Source organism: Listeria valentina (genome assembly GCF_011800755.1).
In the GTDB taxonomy this organism is placed as follows: Bacteria; Bacillota; Bacilli; order Lactobacillales; family Listeriaceae; genus Listeria; species Listeria valentina.
This window is the reverse complement of record NZ_JAATJW010000048.1, coordinates 1-17750: the sequence shown is the minus strand read 5'-3', so window position 1 is coordinate 17750 and position 17750 is coordinate 1. Positions and strand designations below refer to the sequence as shown.

Annotated in this window: 18 protein-coding genes; 13 read left to right on the top strand and 5 right to left on the bottom strand. The window is 38.8% G+C overall.

The window, feature by feature from the left end:
* Nucleotides 1-120: 120 nt before the first annotated feature.
* Together rpsD and HCK02_RS10335 are read right to left on the bottom strand one after the other, a co-directional pair.
* Nucleotides 121-723 (bottom strand): 30S ribosomal protein S4, encoded by a 603-nt coding sequence (rpsD, locus tag HCK02_RS10340; protein WP_167630037.1) that lies wholly within the window; start codon nucleotides 721-723, stop codon nucleotides 121-123.
* A gap of 214 nt (nucleotides 724-937) precedes the next feature.
* Nucleotides 938-1426 carry a GAF domain-containing protein gene (locus HCK02_RS10335; protein WP_167630036.1) on the bottom strand — a complete coding sequence of 163 codons (489 nt, stop codon included), beginning with the start codon at nucleotides 1424-1426 and terminating at the stop codon, nucleotides 938-940.
* Nucleotides 1427-1671: 245 nt separating this feature from the next.
* On the opposite strand from HCK02_RS10335, the gene HCK02_RS10330 reads away from it, so the two are divergent.
* The 4 genes from HCK02_RS10330 to HCK02_RS10315 all read left to right on the top strand — a co-directional run bounded on the left by HCK02_RS10330 (nucleotide 1672) and on the right by HCK02_RS10315 (nucleotide 6291).
* Entirely contained in the window at nucleotides 1672-3381 is a 1710-nt protein-coding gene (locus tag HCK02_RS10330; RefSeq protein ID WP_167630035.1) for a septation ring formation regulator EzrA, read from the top strand.
* A 101-nt stretch (nucleotides 3382-3482) separates the two neighbouring features.
* Complete coding sequence (locus HCK02_RS10325) at nucleotides 3483-4616, top strand: cysteine desulfurase family protein (RefSeq protein ID WP_167630034.1); 1134 nt, start codon at nucleotides 3483-3485, stop codon at nucleotides 4614-4616.
* Nucleotides 4617-5828: a tRNA uracil 4-sulfurtransferase ThiI gene (gene thiI, locus HCK02_RS10320; protein ID WP_167630033.1), complete on the top strand. Its 1212-nt coding sequence runs from the start codon at nucleotides 4617-4619 to the stop codon at nucleotides 5826-5828.
* A 19-nt stretch (nucleotides 5829-5847) separates the two neighbouring features.
* Nucleotides 5848-6291 carry a GtrA family protein gene (locus HCK02_RS10315; RefSeq protein ID WP_167630032.1) on the top strand — a complete coding sequence of 148 codons (444 nt, stop codon included), beginning with the start codon at nucleotides 5848-5850 and terminating at the stop codon, nucleotides 6289-6291.
* 63 nt (nucleotides 6292-6354) lie between these two features.
* Here the strand turns inward: HCK02_RS10315 and HCK02_RS10310 are convergent, their stop codons facing one another.
* A complete protein-coding gene (locus HCK02_RS10310) occupies nucleotides 6355-7155 on the bottom strand; it encodes an NAD kinase (RefSeq protein ID WP_167630031.1) in 801 nt (266 codons plus the stop codon).
* A 149-nt stretch (nucleotides 7156-7304) separates the two neighbouring features.
* On the opposite strand from HCK02_RS10310, the gene tpx reads away from it, so the two are divergent.
* From tpx to HCK02_RS10285, 5 genes are all read left to right on the top strand, one after another.
* Nucleotides 7305-7802 carry a thiol peroxidase gene (gene tpx / locus HCK02_RS10305; RefSeq protein ID WP_167630030.1) on the top strand — a complete coding sequence of 166 codons (498 nt, stop codon included), beginning with the start codon at nucleotides 7305-7307 and terminating at the stop codon, nucleotides 7800-7802.
* A gap of 166 nt (nucleotides 7803-7968) precedes the next feature.
* Nucleotides 7969-8979, top strand: a complete 1011-nt coding sequence (locus HCK02_RS10300; protein WP_167630029.1) for a class I SAM-dependent methyltransferase — start codon at nucleotides 7969-7971, stop codon at nucleotides 8977-8979.
* A 10-nt stretch (nucleotides 8980-8989) separates the two neighbouring features.
* Nucleotides 8990-10186, top strand: a complete 1197-nt coding sequence (locus HCK02_RS10295) for an acetate kinase (protein WP_167630028.1) — start codon at nucleotides 8990-8992, stop codon at nucleotides 10184-10186.
* 115 nt (nucleotides 10187-10301) lie between these two features.
* Nucleotides 10302-11045: a DUF2087 domain-containing protein gene (locus HCK02_RS10290; protein WP_167630027.1), complete on the top strand. Its 744-nt coding sequence runs from the start codon at nucleotides 10302-10304 to the stop codon at nucleotides 11043-11045.
* A gap of 32 nt (nucleotides 11046-11077) precedes the next feature.
* The gene (locus tag HCK02_RS10285; RefSeq protein ID WP_167630026.1) at nucleotides 11078-11443 is read left to right on the top strand and encodes a GIY-YIG nuclease family protein; all 366 of its coding nucleotides are present in this window, start codon (nucleotides 11078-11080) and stop codon (nucleotides 11441-11443) included.
* Between the two features lie 51 nt (nucleotides 11444-11494).
* On the opposite strand, the gene HCK02_RS10280 is transcribed toward HCK02_RS10285, so the two are convergent.
* On the bottom strand, nucleotides 11495-11950 hold the full coding sequence (locus tag HCK02_RS10280) for a universal stress protein (protein ID WP_167630025.1): 456 nt from the start codon (nucleotides 11948-11950) through the stop codon (nucleotides 11495-11497).
* A 248-nt stretch (nucleotides 11951-12198) separates the two neighbouring features.
* Here HCK02_RS10280 and ald point away from each other — a divergent pair, with 248 nt between their 5' ends.
* A complete protein-coding gene (ald, locus tag HCK02_RS10275; protein WP_167630024.1) occupies nucleotides 12199-13326 on the top strand; it encodes an alanine dehydrogenase in 1128 nt (375 codons plus the stop codon).
* 45 nt (nucleotides 13327-13371) lie between these two features.
* On the opposite strand, the gene HCK02_RS10270 is transcribed toward ald, so the two are convergent.
* The gene (locus HCK02_RS10270; RefSeq protein ID WP_167630023.1) at nucleotides 13372-14466 is read right to left on the bottom strand and encodes a M24 family metallopeptidase; all 1095 of its coding nucleotides are present in this window, start codon (nucleotides 14464-14466) and stop codon (nucleotides 13372-13374) included.
* A gap of 207 nt (nucleotides 14467-14673) precedes the next feature.
* On the opposite strand from HCK02_RS10270, the gene HCK02_RS10265 reads away from it, so the two are divergent.
* From HCK02_RS10265 to HCK02_RS10255, 3 genes are read left to right on the top strand one after another with little or no spacing between them, the layout of a single operon-like run.
* Nucleotides 14674-15357, top strand: a complete 684-nt coding sequence (locus tag HCK02_RS10265) for a metal-dependent hydrolase (protein WP_167630022.1) — start codon at nucleotides 14674-14676, stop codon at nucleotides 15355-15357.
* Between the two features lie 23 nt (nucleotides 15358-15380).
* A complete protein-coding gene (gene ytoI / locus HCK02_RS10260) occupies nucleotides 15381-16694 on the top strand; it encodes a CBS-HotDog domain-containing transcription factor YtoI (RefSeq protein WP_167630021.1) in 1314 nt (437 codons plus the stop codon).
* 22 nt (nucleotides 16695-16716) lie between these two features.
* Entirely contained in the window at nucleotides 16717-17664 is a 948-nt protein-coding gene (locus HCK02_RS10255; protein WP_167630020.1) for a DHH family phosphoesterase, read from the top strand.
* Nucleotides 17665-17750 lie beyond the last annotated feature (86 nt).

Below are 17750 nucleotides of genomic sequence, written 5' to 3'. Positions count from 1 at the left end.
TTTTCCATTTTTATAGAAAAAAACGCCCATCCCTCTTCTTTCTCATGGAGGGATCGGCGTTTTTCGACAGTCTGGAATCTTGCTTTTATAGCAAGATTCTTTTTGAAATAGTGATGAAGATTAACGAGAATAGAATTCAACGATAAATGCTTCATTAATTTCAGCAGCAAGTTCTGCACGTTCTGGAAGGCGGTTTAAAGAACCTTCAAGTTTGTCAGCGTCGAATGTCACGTATTCAGGCACGAAGCTTGATACTTCAAGACTTTCAGCGATTGACGAATTTTCAGCAGATTTTTCGCGAACAGAAACCACTTGACCAACAGAAAGTTGGTAAGAAGGAATGTCAACGCGTTTTCCATCTACAGTGATGTGACCGTGGTTTACAAGTTGACGCGCAGCACGACGAGTGCGGGCAAGTCCCATACGGTAAACGACGTTATCAAGACGTTGTTCAAGGAGAATCATGAAGTTTTCACCATGTTTACCTTGAAGTTTTCCTGCTCTGTTGAACGTATTTTTAAATTGACGTTCAGTTAGTCCATACATATGACGCAATTTTTGCTTTTCAGCTTGTTGCAAACCATATTCAGACATTTTTTTACGTTGGTTAGGACCGTGTTGTCCTGGAGCGTACGGACGACGCTCAATTTCTTTACCAGTTCCAGAAAGTGAAATCCCAAGACGACGGGAAACTTTCCAGCTTGGACCAGTATAACGAGCCATTAAGTGACTCCTCCTTTAATTTGTTTTTAGCATAAAAACAAACGAGCATGACGCAGAAAAAGGGCAGTCCACCTTCAAATATCTTCACCTTAGCAGCCGCAGGGTTACACAATATTCCACGGCAAGAGCCGGGGGTAAACAACGATCTTCTTCCAGCTTTCATACAAGCTGCGTTTTACACAAAGTCTAGTATAGTATAAAATCACTTGATTTGTCAACGGATTTCAGCTAGAAGAGCCTCGCAAATTTGTTCTAAATAAAACTGGTCAGTTTCATCAAAGCGACTAAGATTGGGGCTATCAATGTCAAGAACACCAATAAGTTCATTATTCAAGACTAGTGGAACAACAATTTCAGAGCGACTTTGCGCGTCACAAGCGATGTGTCCTGGAAAAGCATTAACATCCTGGACAATGTAAGTTTTTTCATCTTTGGCTGCATTGCCACATACGCCTTTGCCAATTGGAATGCGTATACAAGCTGGAAGACCTTGGAAAGGGCCAAGAACAAGTTCATTATGTTCCTTTTCGAATAGATAAAAGCCGACCCAATTGATTTCATCAAGCGCTTGGTTTAAAAGAGCGGCAAGGTTGCTTAAATTTGCAATGCTGTTTTTTTCTCCGCTAATTAAGGCTTTGGCTTGTTTTAAACAGAGTTCGTAATTTTCTTGCTTCGTTCCTTGAAATTTAGGGATTTCAATCACTTTGACAACACCACTTTCATATAAAATAATTGTTCAAATTATAGCATATTCTCGGCTTGACTAAAAGATCCAAAACTTTTTTTAGTTTTTATGAGGCGAGAGAAGTAAATTTCTATAAATCGTGGTAAAATAGAGCATGTGTATTGTGTACATATACCGATAAAATATAAAAGAGGGCTTTATCTATTTTTATTAAAGAAAAAGACACTAGTTGGATCGGTAATAAGCAGATGGGAGGATTTTGAATGTTTTACTATATTTTAATCGGTTTTATCGTGGTGATCATCGCCCTTTTTGGTACCGGATATTGGCTGAAAAAGAAACATTCGACAAGGATTGGGGAACTAGAAGCAAAGTGTGAACGTTTGCGCGATCTTCCGGTAATCGATGAACTTTCGAAAGTGAAAAAATTAAAGTTGACTGGGCAAACAGAAAATTTATTTGAGTCTTGGCGCAGTTCTTGGGATGAAATATCAACGAGATTGTTTCCAGACGTAGAAGAAGTACTTTTAAATGCAGAAATGAACGTCAATCATTACCGGTTTGGGTCTGCTACTCAAGATGAAAATGATTTAGAACAAATGCTTGTCACGATTGAAAATCAAATTAATCAAATTTTAAGTGGACTTAGGGAACTTCTGGCAAGCGAAGAAAAAAATGCTTTAGAAAGCCGTGCAACAAAAGAAAAACTAGCGGAATTACGTCGCTTTATTTTGACACATGGTTTCAAACTCGGTAAGGCGCAAAATGCCTTTGAAAAAGAGTTGGATGAGATTCAAATAGAAATTAATCATTACGATGCACTAACGGATCAAGGTGACCATCTTGAAGCTCGCGAAGTGATTATGGCAACTAAAAAAAGAATCACTTCATTAGATGAAGAAATGGAGCGTACACCAAAACTTCTACTTGAAGCTGAAAATGCGGTTCCAAGCGAGCTTGTAAAACTTGAGGCTGGTTATGCAGAGATGCTTGCTGAAGGCTATTACTTAGAACAATTGGGCATTCAAAAAGAAATTGAGCGTTTGAAAGAACAAACAGAGAAAGTGAAAGAAAAATTGATGCATCGTGAAATTGATGCAGCTGAGTCTTTAATCCAAGAAGCCAAAGTAGAAACTGATTTGCTCTATGATACTCTAGAAGGGGAAGTCCACGCTCGGTCGTATATTCTTGAAAATAAAGAAAAGATTGCGGAGAAACTTGAAAAGCAGGAACAAGTTTCGGAAAAGCTTTCTAATCAAATTGCTGAAGTTAAAGGAACTTATCATATTTCCGAGGAAGAACTTGCCGCTTATTTAAAAACACAAGCCTCACTTGCCGAACAAAAAGAAAGTTTTGCCCGTGTTAGCACACTTCAGAAAGAAGGCGCTATTGCTTATTCGGCTATGCAAGATACACTTCGCGAAATTGAAGCTGAGATTGCAGAAATTGCGGAAAAACAAGATGCGATTGCAGAAGATCTACGTTCACTTCGAAAAGATGAGCTAGAAGCAAGAGAAGATGCGGATGAAATGAAGCGAATTTGTAACCAACTTGAGCGGAATTTAACACGTGCTAGGTTACCTGGGATTCCAGAAGAGTTTGTAGCGTTACAAGAACATTTTTTAAACTCGGTAGAAAACATGGAACGTTCTTTAGTTGAACGCCCGCTGAATATTAAAACGGTAGAAAAGAATCAGCAAATTGCTAAAGAAGATTTGACGCATTTACAAGAAAAAGCTGAGGATATTTTAGAAAACGCAAAATTTGTGGAAGCTGTGATTCAATATTCGAACCGTTACCGAATGGATCATCCGGAGCTTGCAGAAAGCCTAAATAAAGCAGAGCGGCATTTTTACGGAGATTACAATTATAAGAAGGCCTTAGAAATTGCTGTAACTGCACTCGAAAAGGTTGAACCGAGCGCATTTAAAAAGATCGAAAAAACATTTGAACATTCAAATGAGAATGAATAGGAATGGCGACGCAGGTGCACTGAAGCCTGCGTCATTCTTTTGATCGCTTGACAGCTGTGTTAAAATAGGGAAGGAAAACTTTTAGGAGGCGGCTTTTAATCATGATTTATTTAGATAACAGTGCAACAACGAAACCTTACTCTGCTGTTTTAGAAACCTATACAAAAGTAGCAAGCCGCTATTTTGCCAATCCTTCCTCGTTACATGCTTTTGGTCAAAAGGTTCGGGAGCTACATGAAGAGGCAAGGAAACAAGTTGCCCAACTGCTTGGTGTGCGAAGCGATGAACTTATTTTCACATCTGGTGGAACGGAAAGTAATAATTTAGCGTTAAAAGGAATCGCTTATCGCTATAAAAATAGAGGGAAACACTTAATTACGACGCAGATTGAGCATCCTTCTGTCAGAGAAGTTATGCGAGAACTTGAAAAAGACGGATTTACGGTGACTTATCTTCCTGTGAATGAAAATGGAGTCGTCGAGCTTCGCGATTTTGAACAAGCTTTGCGCAAAGACACGATTCTTGTATCCATGATGCATGTTAATAATGAAGTGGGAAGCATTCAACCTGTTCAGGAAATTGGAAAGCGACTACTTGAGCATCAAGCATTTTTTCATGTGGATAATATTCAGGGAATGGGGATGTGTGAACTCGAAATGAGCGCCATTGACCTCGTGTCAGTTTCTGGACATAAACTTCATGGACTGCGTGGGACGGGACTTCTTTATAAGAAGAAAGGGATCGAACTCCATCCGGAAATATTAGGCGGTGGGCAAGAAGAAGGAGTGCGCAGCGGAACTGAAAATACTGCTGGAGCGGTCGCTTTAGCGAAAGCACTTCGATTAACGTTTGCTGAAAAAACGAACAAATTGAGTCAAGTAGTGGCAATACGCGATTATTTATTAAAAGAGCTTGGCCAAATGAACGGAATTCATGTCCACTCTCAGAAAACGAGTATTGCACCTCATATTCTCTGTCTTTCTGCAAGTGGTCATCGTGGAGAAGTGCTAGTTCATGCACTTGAGAAAAAAGAAATTTTTGTTTCTACGACGAGTGCTTGTTCATCGAAAGCCAAGTTAGCAAGTAGTACTTTAAAAGCGATGGGAGTTTCAGATGACGAAGCGACTGGAGCGATTCGCATCAGCTTAAGCTACGAAAATACATTTTCAGAAGCAGAACAATTTGTCAGTGCTTTTCAAGAAGTAATAGAAAAAATAAACGAAGTGGTGAAATAATTGGAATTTGAACGTATTTTAATTCGTTATGGAGAATTATCAACAAAAGGAAAGAACCGCAAACAATTTGTTGCACGACTTGCAGCGAATGTAAGACGTGTTGTAAAAGATATGCCCAATATAACGGTTCACGGCGAACGTGATCGAATGCAGTTGTTTTTAAACGGAGCTCCCGTTCAAGACGTACTGGAACGGCTAAAATCCATTTTTGGAATTCAGTCTTTTAGTCCAGTTATCAAAACAGAGCTGGATGTTGAAGCGGTGAAAGAAGCTGCTTATCAACTTGTAAGTGACACTCATCAGCCTGGGGGCACGTTCAAAGTAGCAGCTAGACGGGGATATCGAGATTTCCCGCTTGATTCCAACGAGTTAAATCAAGAAATTGGAGCAGCAGTTTTACGTCGAATCCCTGATCTTACTGTGAATGTCAAACAGCCGGATATCAAATTGAATGTCGAAGTTCGTGCAGATGGGGTTTTCCTTTCTTCACAAATTATCCAAGGTGCTGGAGGGCTTCCTGTTAGTTCATCAGGAAAAGCTATGTTGATGCTATCAGGGGGAATTGATAGCCCTGTAGCAGGTTATTTGGCGATGAAACGAGGAGTAGAAGTAGAAGCTGTTCATTTTCATAGTCCGCCATATACAAGTGAACAAGCCAAACAAAAAGCAATTGATTTAGCACAGAAAATTGCGAAATATAGTGGCCAAGTACAGATGCATGTCGTGCCATTTACTGAGATTCAAGAAACGATAAAAAAACAAATTCCTGAAGGCTACGTTATGACTGTAACAAGACGATTGATGCTGCAAATCACAGATCAACTTCGTAAGAAAAGAAATGCTCTTGCGATTGTAAATGGGGAAAGTCTTGGACAGGTTGCAAGTCAAACATTAGAGAGTATGCTTGCGATTAATGAAGTCACCGAAACGCCTATTATTCGCCCTGTTGTGACGATGGATAAAAATGAAATTATCGACATTGCAAAATCCATTGATACTTTTGAACTCTCCATCCAACCTTTTGAAGATTGCTGCACGATTTTCACGCCAACCGCTCCTAAAACTAAGCCTAAAGTAGACAAAGTAAAATACTATGAAAGTTTCATTGATTTTTCGAGTTTAATTGAACAAGCTTTGCAAAATGTTGAAACGTTTTCGGTAGATGTGGCTAAGGAACAAACAATAAAGGATGAGTTCAAAGACTTATTTTAATCCAGAAAGAGAGACGAGAATGGAAAAATTAAAGCAGTGGTTAATTAATACGATTCCTTGGTACACGGAAAACTTACACAGCATTATGATGTACCTTGTAATGGGTGGAATTACAACGCTGATCAATATTGTGAGCTTTTGGTTTTTTGCATCCTTCTTAAATTGGGATTACCGAATTGCCAATACAATTGCTTGGATTCTATCTGTGCTATTTGCATATCTGTCAAATAAAAAATATGTATTCGAAAGCTATACACCGACTTGGAAGGACAAGCTTCGTGAAGCTACTTCCTTTTTTGGCTTCAGATTCTTAACGTATTTAGTTGACATGCTGATGATGGTAGTCTTTATTAGTATGCTGAACGTAAATGAAACTTGGTCGAAAATTTGGGTGAATGTGATTGTACTTGTTTTGAATTATGTATTCAGCAAATGGATCATTTTCAAAATCCAAAAAAAATAATAGGTTAGGTTCTTGCCTAAATAAAAACTCGAAGCCGCAATAAAAGAGCTTCGAGTTTTTTGTTTAAAGAAAATTTCGTTTGACTTTATCCCAAAAGGAGTTATCAGGTAATTTAATGATATTAATGAACCGGTCACCCACTTCGAGATGAATGTCATGCACGTGCTGGATACTGAGTGCCTCGCTATCCATTCCGATGAGCGGGAATTCGTTATTTTCATCAGAACCAATTTTAATATGAAGTTTACGCTTAGGGCTCAAAACAAAAGAGGATCCAAGTGTTCGGAACCGGTTATTGTTTAAAGAAGCTAGTTCACTGACTTGCATAGAAGGAAGGAGCGGATCAATGATAGCGCCGTTAACTGACTTATTATAGGCAGTACTTCCAGTTGGAGTCGCAATTACCATACCATCTCCTCTGAAAGTTTCAAAATGTCGCTCATTAATATAAATATCCATCGTAAGTGTCCGAATGATCGAAGAACGGATATTAAATTCATTGAGGACATAAAAGGCTTTCGTATTGTTGACCGTGCCATGAATAGTTGGGTAACGTCTAACGAGCCACCGCTCATCCGATGCAGCTTTCATAATTTCTTCGAGCTGATGAATGTGAAAGTCACAGTATTGTCCAAGCTGTTCCGTTAAGGCGATCCCAGCATATAAACAGTCTTGGCGAAAATGTGTTTCGCGAACGGATTTTAAAAATGCACCATCACCACCGATACTAATGATAACAGTAGCTTTTGTATAATCTTCCGTAAGCTTATAACCATAATCCACTGCAAGTTTTTTTAAATCTTTAGCAATTTGATGAAGTTCTTCGGTTTTACGATATGAAAAGTGGAAAATTTGATTAGACATTTTAGAGTCCTCCTTTGTAGAAAGCGTTTCTTTTATTTTAACATGCTTTTTATAAATTTACCTTTCACATCATTGAGGCAGATTGTTCGCTTTCATAGTTATTTTTTTCTACAATGGAAATAGAAAAGAATTTGGAGGAGGAAAACAACATGGCTAATGTTACTTTTAAAGGTGAAAAAATGACACTTCTTGGAACGGAACAAAAAGTTGGGAATCAGGCACCGGATTTTACGGTTTTGAATAATGATCTTGAGCCCGTTTCTTTGCATGACTATGATGGTAAGGTACGCATTTTGAGTGTTGTTCCTTCAATCGATACAAGTGTATGCTCAGCACAAACACGTCGATTTAATGAAGAAGCAGGGGACCTTGCGAATACAGTTGTCCTAACTATCTCAGTAGACTTACCTTTTGCACAAAAAAATTGGTGTGCGGCTTCTGGCCTTGACCATGTGATCACACTTTCTGACCATAAAGATCTTTCTTTTGGGAAAGCTTATGGTGTGGTTATGGAAGAATTGAGGTTGCTTGCACGATCTGTGTTTGTTGTGAATGCGGCAGGCGAAATTGTTTATGTAGAATATGTGAGTGAGGGAACGAATCATCCTGATTACGAAAAAGCCATTGAAGCTGCTAAACAAGCGTGATGATAGAAAAAAGCTTCTCGTGTAACGGGAAGCTTTTTTCTGTATTATTTTAACAAATAATCTGTATTATAAAAGAATCGTTTTTTTTAGAAAAAGCTTTCATGGCGTGTAGAAATACGTTATAATAACTTTGGTGTTTAAATGATGAAAATTCGAGGTGTTTGCTTTGGCTAACGAAACAACCACAAAAGTTTTTCAAGTTCTCGATGAAACAGCGATCATTCTACAAAATGCTCTTGAAATGAGTTATTTAGAAGCTGTTTACGAAACAAGTGAAAACCTTTTCCAAAATGAAGTGTTGCAACAAGATGAACTGACAGAGAAACAAGTAGCGAGTTTAGCTGAGAAATACCATTCCATTAACCTTGAAGATTACTCTTCTGAGGAAATTCGAAAGGGGTTTCAGCTTGCACTACTAAAGGGCATGAAACATGGTATCCAAATGAATCATCAAATGACGCCTGACTCAATCGGCTTTATTTTGGCTTATTTAGTAGAAAAAGCACTAGAAGGGCAGAAAAAAATCGCATTATTGGATCCCGCTGTAGGCACAGGAAACCTGCTTACAACAGTCATTAATCAACTTAAGCTCCGGCGTGATGCTGAAGTCACAGCAACAGGTGTGGAAGTGGATGATTTACTGATTTCGCTTGCTTTTGTTGGTTCTGACTTAGAAAAGGTTGATATGACGCTACTTCATCAAGATGGGCTTGCAAATCTGCTTGTTGACCCGGTTGACGCAGTTATAAGTGATTTGCCGGTTGGGTATTACCCAAATGATGAGCGTTCGGAAGACTTTGAATTAAAACGTGAAAGCGGACATTCTTTTGCACACTTTTTATTCATTGAGCAAGGCTTACGTTACACAAAGCCCGGCGGTTATCTATTTTTCATAGTTCCGGAAAATATGTTTGCAACAGATGACTTTGCCAAACTGGATCGCTTTATCAAGAAGCATGGTTTTCTAGAAGGAATCATCAAATTACCTGAAAGTCTATTTCAAACTGAAAATGCACGAAAAAGCATCTTGATTTTGCAAAAAGCTGGGGAAGGTGTGCGCGCACCTAAGGAAGTGTTACTAGCTAATTTGACATCACTTTCAGACCCGCACTCGACAGCGCCAATTTTGGCGCAAATTGAAAAATGGTTCCAAGAGAACAAACAAGAAGGGAATTGAGAAAAGTACAATGGAAAAAACAATCGCAATTAATGCAGGGAGTTCTTCTCTGAAGTTTCAACTTTATGATATGCCTAGTGAGGAAGTCATCACAAAAGGAATCGTAGAACGAATTGGTCTTAAAGATTCGATCTTCACGATTACTGTAGACGGAGAAAAAATCACAGAAACAACAGATATTCCAGATCATGAAGTGGCTGTTAACATGCTGCTCGATAAATTGATTTCGCACAATATCATCCAATCTTATGATGAAATTACTGGTGTTGGACACCGTGTTGTACATGGTGGTGAAAAATTCCCTGAATCCGTTTATATTAACGATCAAGTCATCCAGGATATCGAAGCACTCTCTGAACTTGCACCACTGCATAACCCGGCGAATGCAACAGGAATTAAAGCTTTTAAGAAAATTTTGCCAGACATCGTTTCAGTTGCTGTTTTTGATACAGCTTTCCACCAAACGATGCCGCCTTCAAGCTATCTATACAGTTTGCCATACAGCTATTACGAAGATTACGGAATTCGAAAATATGGTTTCCACGGAACCAGTCATAAATATGTATCTGAACGCGCTGCAGAACTACTTGGACGCCCGGTCGAAGAACTTCGACTCATTACTTGTCATTTAGGGAACGGAGCAAGTATCGCGGCCATTCAAAATGGGAAGTCAACAGATACATCAATGGGCTTCACGCCGCTTGCGGGTGTTTCGATGGGAACTCGTTCGGGGAATATTGATCCAGCCTTGATTCCGTTTATCATGGAAAAAACTGGGAAGACTGCTGAACAAGTGCTTGATGTGTTAAATAAAGAATCTGGAATGCTTGGTGTTTCTGGAATTTCGAGTGACTTACGCGACTTAGAAGAAGCAGCTTCAAAAGGCAACGAACGTGCTGACTTGGCGCTTGAAGTCTTTGTGGATCGTATTCATAAATATATCGGCTCTTATGCAGCACGTATGAATGGTGTTGACGCAGTTGTTTTCACAGCAGGAATTGGCGAAAACAGTTCATTCATTCGTGAAAAAGTTTTGCACGGTCTTGAATTCATGGGCGTTTACTGGGATCCAGCTTTAAACCAAGTTCACGGCGAGGAAGCTTTCCTTAATTATCCGCATTCACCAGTAAAAGTTATTGTGATTCCAACCAATGAAGAATTAATGATCGCTCGTGATGTAGAGCGTATCAAAAAAGAACGTTCTTAATATTAAAGAAAAATGCTTCCCGAATGGGAGGCGTTTTTTTATTGATTTTAATTATAAATGAATTTTACTTTTGTTTATAGATATGGTAAACTTAATTAGAAATCGAGGTGTGGATATGGATTTGAATAAGCGAACCTATTTAGAAGTAAAGCAAGGATTCCACCAGCAAAAGGACCAACTGATTTGTAATTATTGTGAGGAAAAATTTGAAGAAGGACAAGTTTATTCTTTTTCTGGTAAGTTCTATGAGGCGAAGCAAGCGATAACAGAACATATTTTAGAGGCTCACGAGGGCAATGCTCGGATGCTTAGAGAAGAAGCTAGTAAGTATAATACGTTGACAGAAAAACAAAAAAAATTACTCCAAGCTTTTCAAAGTGGAAAAAAAGATACTCAAATTGCAACTGAATTTGGTCTTTCTGCTTCAACTGTTAGGCATCAAAAATTTACTTTTCGAGAAAAAGCCAAACAAGCAAAACTCTATCTCGCACAATATGAGAATACTTTTAGGACGGATGAGAAGAAAAGTTCTTTTTTTCTTATCCCACATAAGGCTCAAAATTTAGATGATCGTTTTATGATTACAGAGGAAGAATCTGCAAAAACGCTAAAGACCTACTTTGATTTTGATGATGGATTAGTTTTACGACGTTGGCCGAAAAAGCAGAAGAAAATCATTATTGTTTTAAATCGAATCAAAGAAGAACTCTTGCCGCACAAAATTTATACTGAAAAAGAAATCACACAATTATTAAGCCACATTTATTTTGACTCAGTGACTTTGCGACGCTATTTATTTGATTACGGATTTATTAGCAGAACGCCAGATGGCAAACAATATTGGCTAGAGGAATCTTAGAGTTTCTTGCCTAAGGATAGAGGAGAAAAAGTATGGATGCTAAGAGAAAAAAAGAATTGCAACAGCAATATAAAGAAATGAAGACTTATTATGGGGTGATTCAACTAAAAAATGATCAAAATGGGAAAATATTTATTGATACAGTTCCAAATCTTAAAAATCGCTGGTCCTATTATATGATGTCTTTAGATTCTAATCGCCATCCAAATAAAAAGCTTCAAGAAGAATGGAATACATTTGGAAAGGAACATTTTAAATATCAAGTATTATTCGAAAAGCCTAACACGGATGTGACGGATATGAAATTTGAACTCAAACAATTGAAGAAAAAGTGGCTTGAAAAGTTACAACCGTTTGGTGAGCAAGGTTATCATAGGATGGAAGAATTGAACAAATAAAAAACGAAGCGTTGGCTTCGTTTTTTACTTGTTGAGTTGTAAGTATAAGCATTAGTTGTATTCTGGTTCTTCATTCCGAACAACTAACACATCGCAAGGAGAGTGGCGGATGATATACTCCGAAACACTTCCGATAAGTAAACGTTCAACAGCATTTAAACCAGTAGCTCCACACATGATTAAATCTGCTTGGAATGTAGTGGCTGCTTCTTTTGTGATCGCTGTTTTCGGAGAACCATATTCAATATAAGTTTCAACTTTAGAAACGCCGTCTTTCATAGCATCCTCTTTGTAACCATTTAAAAGTTCATCCGCATATTCCGTTGCTTTATCTGCCATACTCGTATCGTAGTTAGCTACAGAAGAAAAAGCACGTGTATCAATAACATGGACTAAACCAAGCGCTCCATCATTTCTTTTTGCAACTTGAATGGCTTTTTTAAATGCTTGTTCTGCTTCTTTTGAACCGTCAACAGCTACAAGAATACGTTTATACTGTTGTAACATAAAAATCCCTCCCAAAAAATATCTATTGAATACTTATATTTTACCCCTTTTTCGTAGAAACAACCATTAAAAATAGAAAAATTTTTAAAATAGCAGAATTACGGCTTTTTTGGGAACTAAAAATAGTCCATTCAAAAAAGTTAGCAGAAATAACCTAATATGTTTGTGCAATTTAGGTATTTTGTGTTAATATAAAAATGTAAGCGGTTAACTACAGGTCTTAGTACCCACAAAAGGAGAGATTTTTCATGATTATCGGTGTACCGAAAGAAATAAAAAACAATGAGAATCGTGTGGCAATGACTCCTGCCAGTGTTCTTTCATATGTGAACGCTGGGCATTCAGTCATGGTTGAAAAGGGAGCAGGTGAGGGCTCAAATTTTCACGATGCAGATTACAAAGAAGCAGGGGCACAAATCGTTGAAACAGCTAAAGAGGCTTGGGCGGCTGAAATGGTTGTAAAGGTAAAAGAACCGATTGCTTCTGAATATCAGTATTTCCGCGAAGGATTACTGCTTTTCACGTATCTACATTTAGCAAATGAACCTGAATTAACAGAAGCGCTAATAAAAAATAAAGTAAATACAGTGGCATACGAAACAGTTGAATTGGATGATCACTCACTTCCTTTACTTACACCAATGAGTGAAGTTGCAGGTCGCATGGCAACACAAATCGGAGCACAGTTTTTACAAAAGACAAACGGAGGAATGGGGGTTCTTCTGAGTGGCGTACCGGGAGTTGAACGAAGCAATGTGACAATTATCGGCGGCGGGGTCGCTGGGACAAATGCGGCAAAAATTGCGATCGGACTTGGTGCTAGAGTAACTATTTTAGACTTAAACCTACACCGACTGCGTGAACTTGATGACATATTTGGTACAGATGTCACAACATTAATGAGTAATGATTTTAATATAGAAAAATGTGTCAGAGAATCTGATCTAGTTATTGGTGCGGTTCTTATTCCTGGCGCTAAAGCACCGAAACTTGTAAAGGAACACGTGGTTCAACAAATGAAACCAGGTGCGGTTCTTGTCGATATCGCAATCGACCAAGGAGGAATCTTTGAGACATCCGATCATGTGACAACGCATGATAATCCAACTTATGAAAAATTTGGAGTCGTGCATTATGCGGTAGCAAATATGCCTGGCGCAGTTCCACGTACGTCTACTATGGCACTAACTAACGCAACACTTCGTTATGGCCTAAAATTAGCGAATGAAGGTTTAATCAAAGCGGTAACTAATGATTTCCACCTTTACAAAGGAGTAAATACATTCGAGGGGAATGTTACTTATCAAGCTGTTGCGAAAGACTTGGGTTATGAATATAAAGAACTGAGCGCACTCATGAATGCGCCAACTAAATAATGAATAAAAAAAGGGCTCCCGCGATTAACGGGAGTCCTTTTTGGCTTAAACGTATACTAGATCTTTTGTAAATTCCGTTAAAATGTCATAGCCTTGACTTGTGACAACGATGTCATCTTCAATACGGACGCCAGCAACTCCTGGAACATAGATTCCGGGTTCAATCGTGAAGACCATATTTTCTGCAAGTGGCATTTCATTCGTTTCGGTAATAGAAGGGAACTCATGTACGCTTGCACCTAAACCATGTCCTAAACGATGTGGGAAATAGTCTCCATATCCTGCTTTACGAATGACATTACGAGCTGCCAAGTCAATTTCTTTTGCAGGCACTCCCGCTTTTACTTGGTCAATTGCAGCAAGTTGAGCTTCAAGCACTGTGTGGTAAATTTGTTTTTGTTCATCTGAAATCTCGCCGTAAGCAACAGTTCTTGTTGTATCTGAAGAATAACCTTTGTGTACGACACCCAAATCAAAGAGAACGAGATCGCCTTTTTTGATTTTAGTAGCACCAGGCGTTCCGTGGGGAAGAGCGCCATTTGCTCCTGTTAAAACCATGGTGTCAAAACTCATCTTACTAACGCCTTTTTTCTTCATTTCATACTCGATTTTTGCAACGATTTCTGCCTCTGATTTGCCTTCAGCAATTTCCGCTATACCGATTTTCACAGCTTCATCTGCAAGAAGAGCAGCTTCCTTCAAGATTTTGAGCTCTTCAGGTGTTTTAATCAAGCGCAACATTTGTAATTTGTTTTCAATTGATAGATAACTGGTTGCTTCAAACTGACTTGAAAATTGTTCGAAACGTTCAACGCTCATATGTGACTTTTCAATGGCAATACGTGCTGGACTTGAAACGCGATTTTTGATTTCACGAGCGATAATTTCAAAAGGATTTTCAGTGTCTTGATAGCCATAAACATCGTAATTAAAGTCGCTTCCTCGTGCATCTTGAACTTCCAGCGCAGGTGTAAATAAAAAAGGATCGTGTTCGCTGAAAAGAGCTAGCCCAAGCACGCGTTCGTGCGGATCACTATGATAGCCAGTTAAATAGGCGATGTTCTCGGGATCCGTTAAAAATGCAACTTCCGCGCCTTGCAGGCTCAACCATTCTTTTAACTCGTTTAATTTTTTTACCATGCTCATTTCCTTCTTTCACTCTGGTTTTCACTTTCATCATATCATGATTCCAAGATTCCTAACATCGTTTTGTTTTTTCGAAACAGTTGCTTTTCAGTACTAATACAGATAAAATTGAAGTAGTACAGTTTGTTCCCAATAAATCAATATTTTATCACTTTCTGTGTTGATGTATTAAAACAGTATTAAAGGAAAGGGTGTTTTTTGATGAAACTATCATTTCATGGTCAATCTTGTATTAAAATTCAGACAGGTGAAAAAACGATTTTAGTTGATCCATTTATTTCTGGAAATGAAAAATGTGATCTCTCAGTCGAAGAAGAAATGCCAGATTATATTGCGGTCACACATGGTCATGACGATCACGTAGGAGATACGGTCCAAATCGCAAAACAATCAGGTGCGCAAATCATTTGTAATGCTGATTTAGCAAGCTTTTTTAGCTTACAAGGAATTTCCAATATTGCAGCGATGCATATCGGTGGCAAACGATCATTTGATTTTGGTTCTGTTAAATTGACGCCAGCCTTTCATGGCTCGGCAACGGTTATAAATGGACAAGTTGTGAGCTTCGGACTACCAAATGGTTTCGTTTTCACTGTGGAAGGAAAAAATATTTATCATGCAGGTGATACAGGTCTTTTTTCAGACATGAAATTAATTGGGGAACTTCAACCACTTGAACTTGCTTTTCTTCCTATCGGTGATAATTTCACAATGGGACCTGAAGATGCAAAAATTGCGGCAGACTTTTTAGGGGCGAAGAAAGTAGTACCGATGCATTATAATACTTTCCCACTAATTGCCCAAGATCCAGAAAAATTTGTTGCTTCGCTTTCAGCTGGCATTGATGGCATCAAACTAGAAATAGGCGAGACTATCGAAGTTTAAAATAAAAGAAATAGGTGAGTCAATTGGCAACTAAACATGAACAAATTTTAAAATACATCGAAAATCTAGCTGTTGGCGAAAAAATTTCCGTGCGTAAAATTGCGAAAAACCTTTCTGTTAGTGAGGGGACGGCTTATCGCGCGATTAAAGATGCTGAAGTGCTTGGTTTTGTTTCCACCATTAAACGTGTGGGAACACTACGAATTGAGCGAAAACAAAAAGATAGCATCGAAAAACTGACTTTTGCGGAAATCGTTAATATGATTGATGGGCAAGTGCTTGGCGGTCGCGAGGGCTTATATAAGTCGCTCAATAAATTTGTAATCGGTGCGATGACAATTGAAGCGATGGAACGCTATACAGATGCTGGCAACCTTTTAATTGTTGGGAACCGGGACAGAGCACATGAACTGGCTTTAAAACGCGGGGCAGCTGTTTTGATTACAGGAGGCTTTGATACAAGCGATCATGTAAAACGATTGGCTGATGAAAAGGAATTGCCTATTATCTCTACTTCGTATGACACATTTACGGTCGCGACGATGATCAACCGTGCGATTTACGACCAATTAATAAAAAAAGAAGTGGTGATGGTAGAAGACATTTTGACACCGTTTGATGAAACGGCTTACATGGAAACAACTGAAAAAATAGAAGACTGGCATGTACTTCAAGAAAAAACGGGTCATAGTCGCTTTCCTGTCGTCAATAAGGCTTTTCGATTAGTGGGGATGATTACAAATAAAGACATTATTGATAAAAATCCTTCGGTTTCGATTGAACGAGCAATGACGAGAAATCCGCTTACAGTCGGCCCGAAAATGAGTGTGGCTTCTGTTGCGCACATGATGGTTTGGGAAAGTATTGAAGTGATCCCTGTTGTCAAAGAAGATCTGACGCTCATTGGGATTGTCAGTCGTCAAGATATTTTGAAATCCATGCAAATGATCCAAAAACAACCACAAGTCGGTGAAACAATTGATGATACAATTGCGAAACAACTAGATGAGAAAAATGAAGATTCTGGTGAGGCGAGCTATGAATTTAAAGTGACTCCGCAAATGACAAATTCTATTGGGACCCTGTCTTACGGCGTTTTTACCCAGCTGATTTGCGACGTTGTTCAGCAGAAACTGTTTTCCATGAAAAAACGGAATGTGGCAATCGAAAATGTGACACTTTACTTTTTGAAACCTGTTCAGATGGACACTGTTTTACAGGTAAGACCGCGTGTGCTTGAAATGGGTCGAAAAGCTGGAAAATTAGATGTAGAACTTTATTTAGAGGGAATTTTAATTGGAAAAGCCATCGTTGCTTGTCAAATGATGGAGCGTTAACGATAAGATTGGGGAAAAGAAAATGAAAAAAGATATTTTAAAGGCTATTGAATCCTATGAGACGATTATCCTGCATCGCCATGTTCGCCCGGATCCTGATGCGTATGGTTCGCAAATGGGGCTCGCCGCCATTATTCGGGCCAGCTTTCCAGATAAAAACGTTTACTCGGTTGGTGAAGCCGAACCTTCGCTTACCTTTTTAGGCGAGTTAGATACCATTTCTGATGATGTTTATCATGGAGCGCTTGTGATCGTTTGTGATACTGCAAATACCGAACGGATTGATGATGCTCGCTACACGCAAGGGGATAAGCTTATTAAAATCGACCATCACCCAAATGACGATGCGTACGGAGATTTAATTTGGGTAAACACAGCGGCTTCTTCTTGTAGTGAGATGATCACGGCTTTTTACGAAGAATTTTCGGATCAACTCGCTTTGGATGAAACTGCGGCACGTTTACTTTACGGTGGCATTGTGGGCGATACGGGCAGATTTTTATATCCTAGCACAACGGAAGAAACATTTCGAATGGCTGCCAAATTGGTTGAGTTTCCATTTGATAGGTCAGCACTTTATCAAAAACTTTACGAAGTTCCGCTAAACACGATGCGTCTTTCCGGCTATATTTTCGAGCATTTTGAACTGGAAGAAAACGGGGCGGCAACCATTTATATCTCGAAAGAAATTTTAAATAAGTTTGGTTGTACCGCAAAGCAAGCATCAAATCTTGTGAGTTCTGTTGAAAACGCAAAGGGGCTCGAAGCTTGGCTGATGTTCATTGAAGAAGAGGATGATATTCGTGTTAGACTTCGCTCAAAAGGTCCTATAATTAATGAACTTGCCAAGGAATATCGTGGCGGTGGGCATCCGCTTGCTTCTGGGGCAACCGTTTATACGCAAACCGAAGTTCAAGAAATGCGCGATAAGCTCATTCAGCTTTGTGATCAGTATAAAAAAGACCTTTAAATGATAAAGGTCTCAGACTGTCGAAAAACGCCCATCCCTCCATGAGAAAGAAGAGGGATGGGCGTTTTTTTCTATAAAAATGGAAA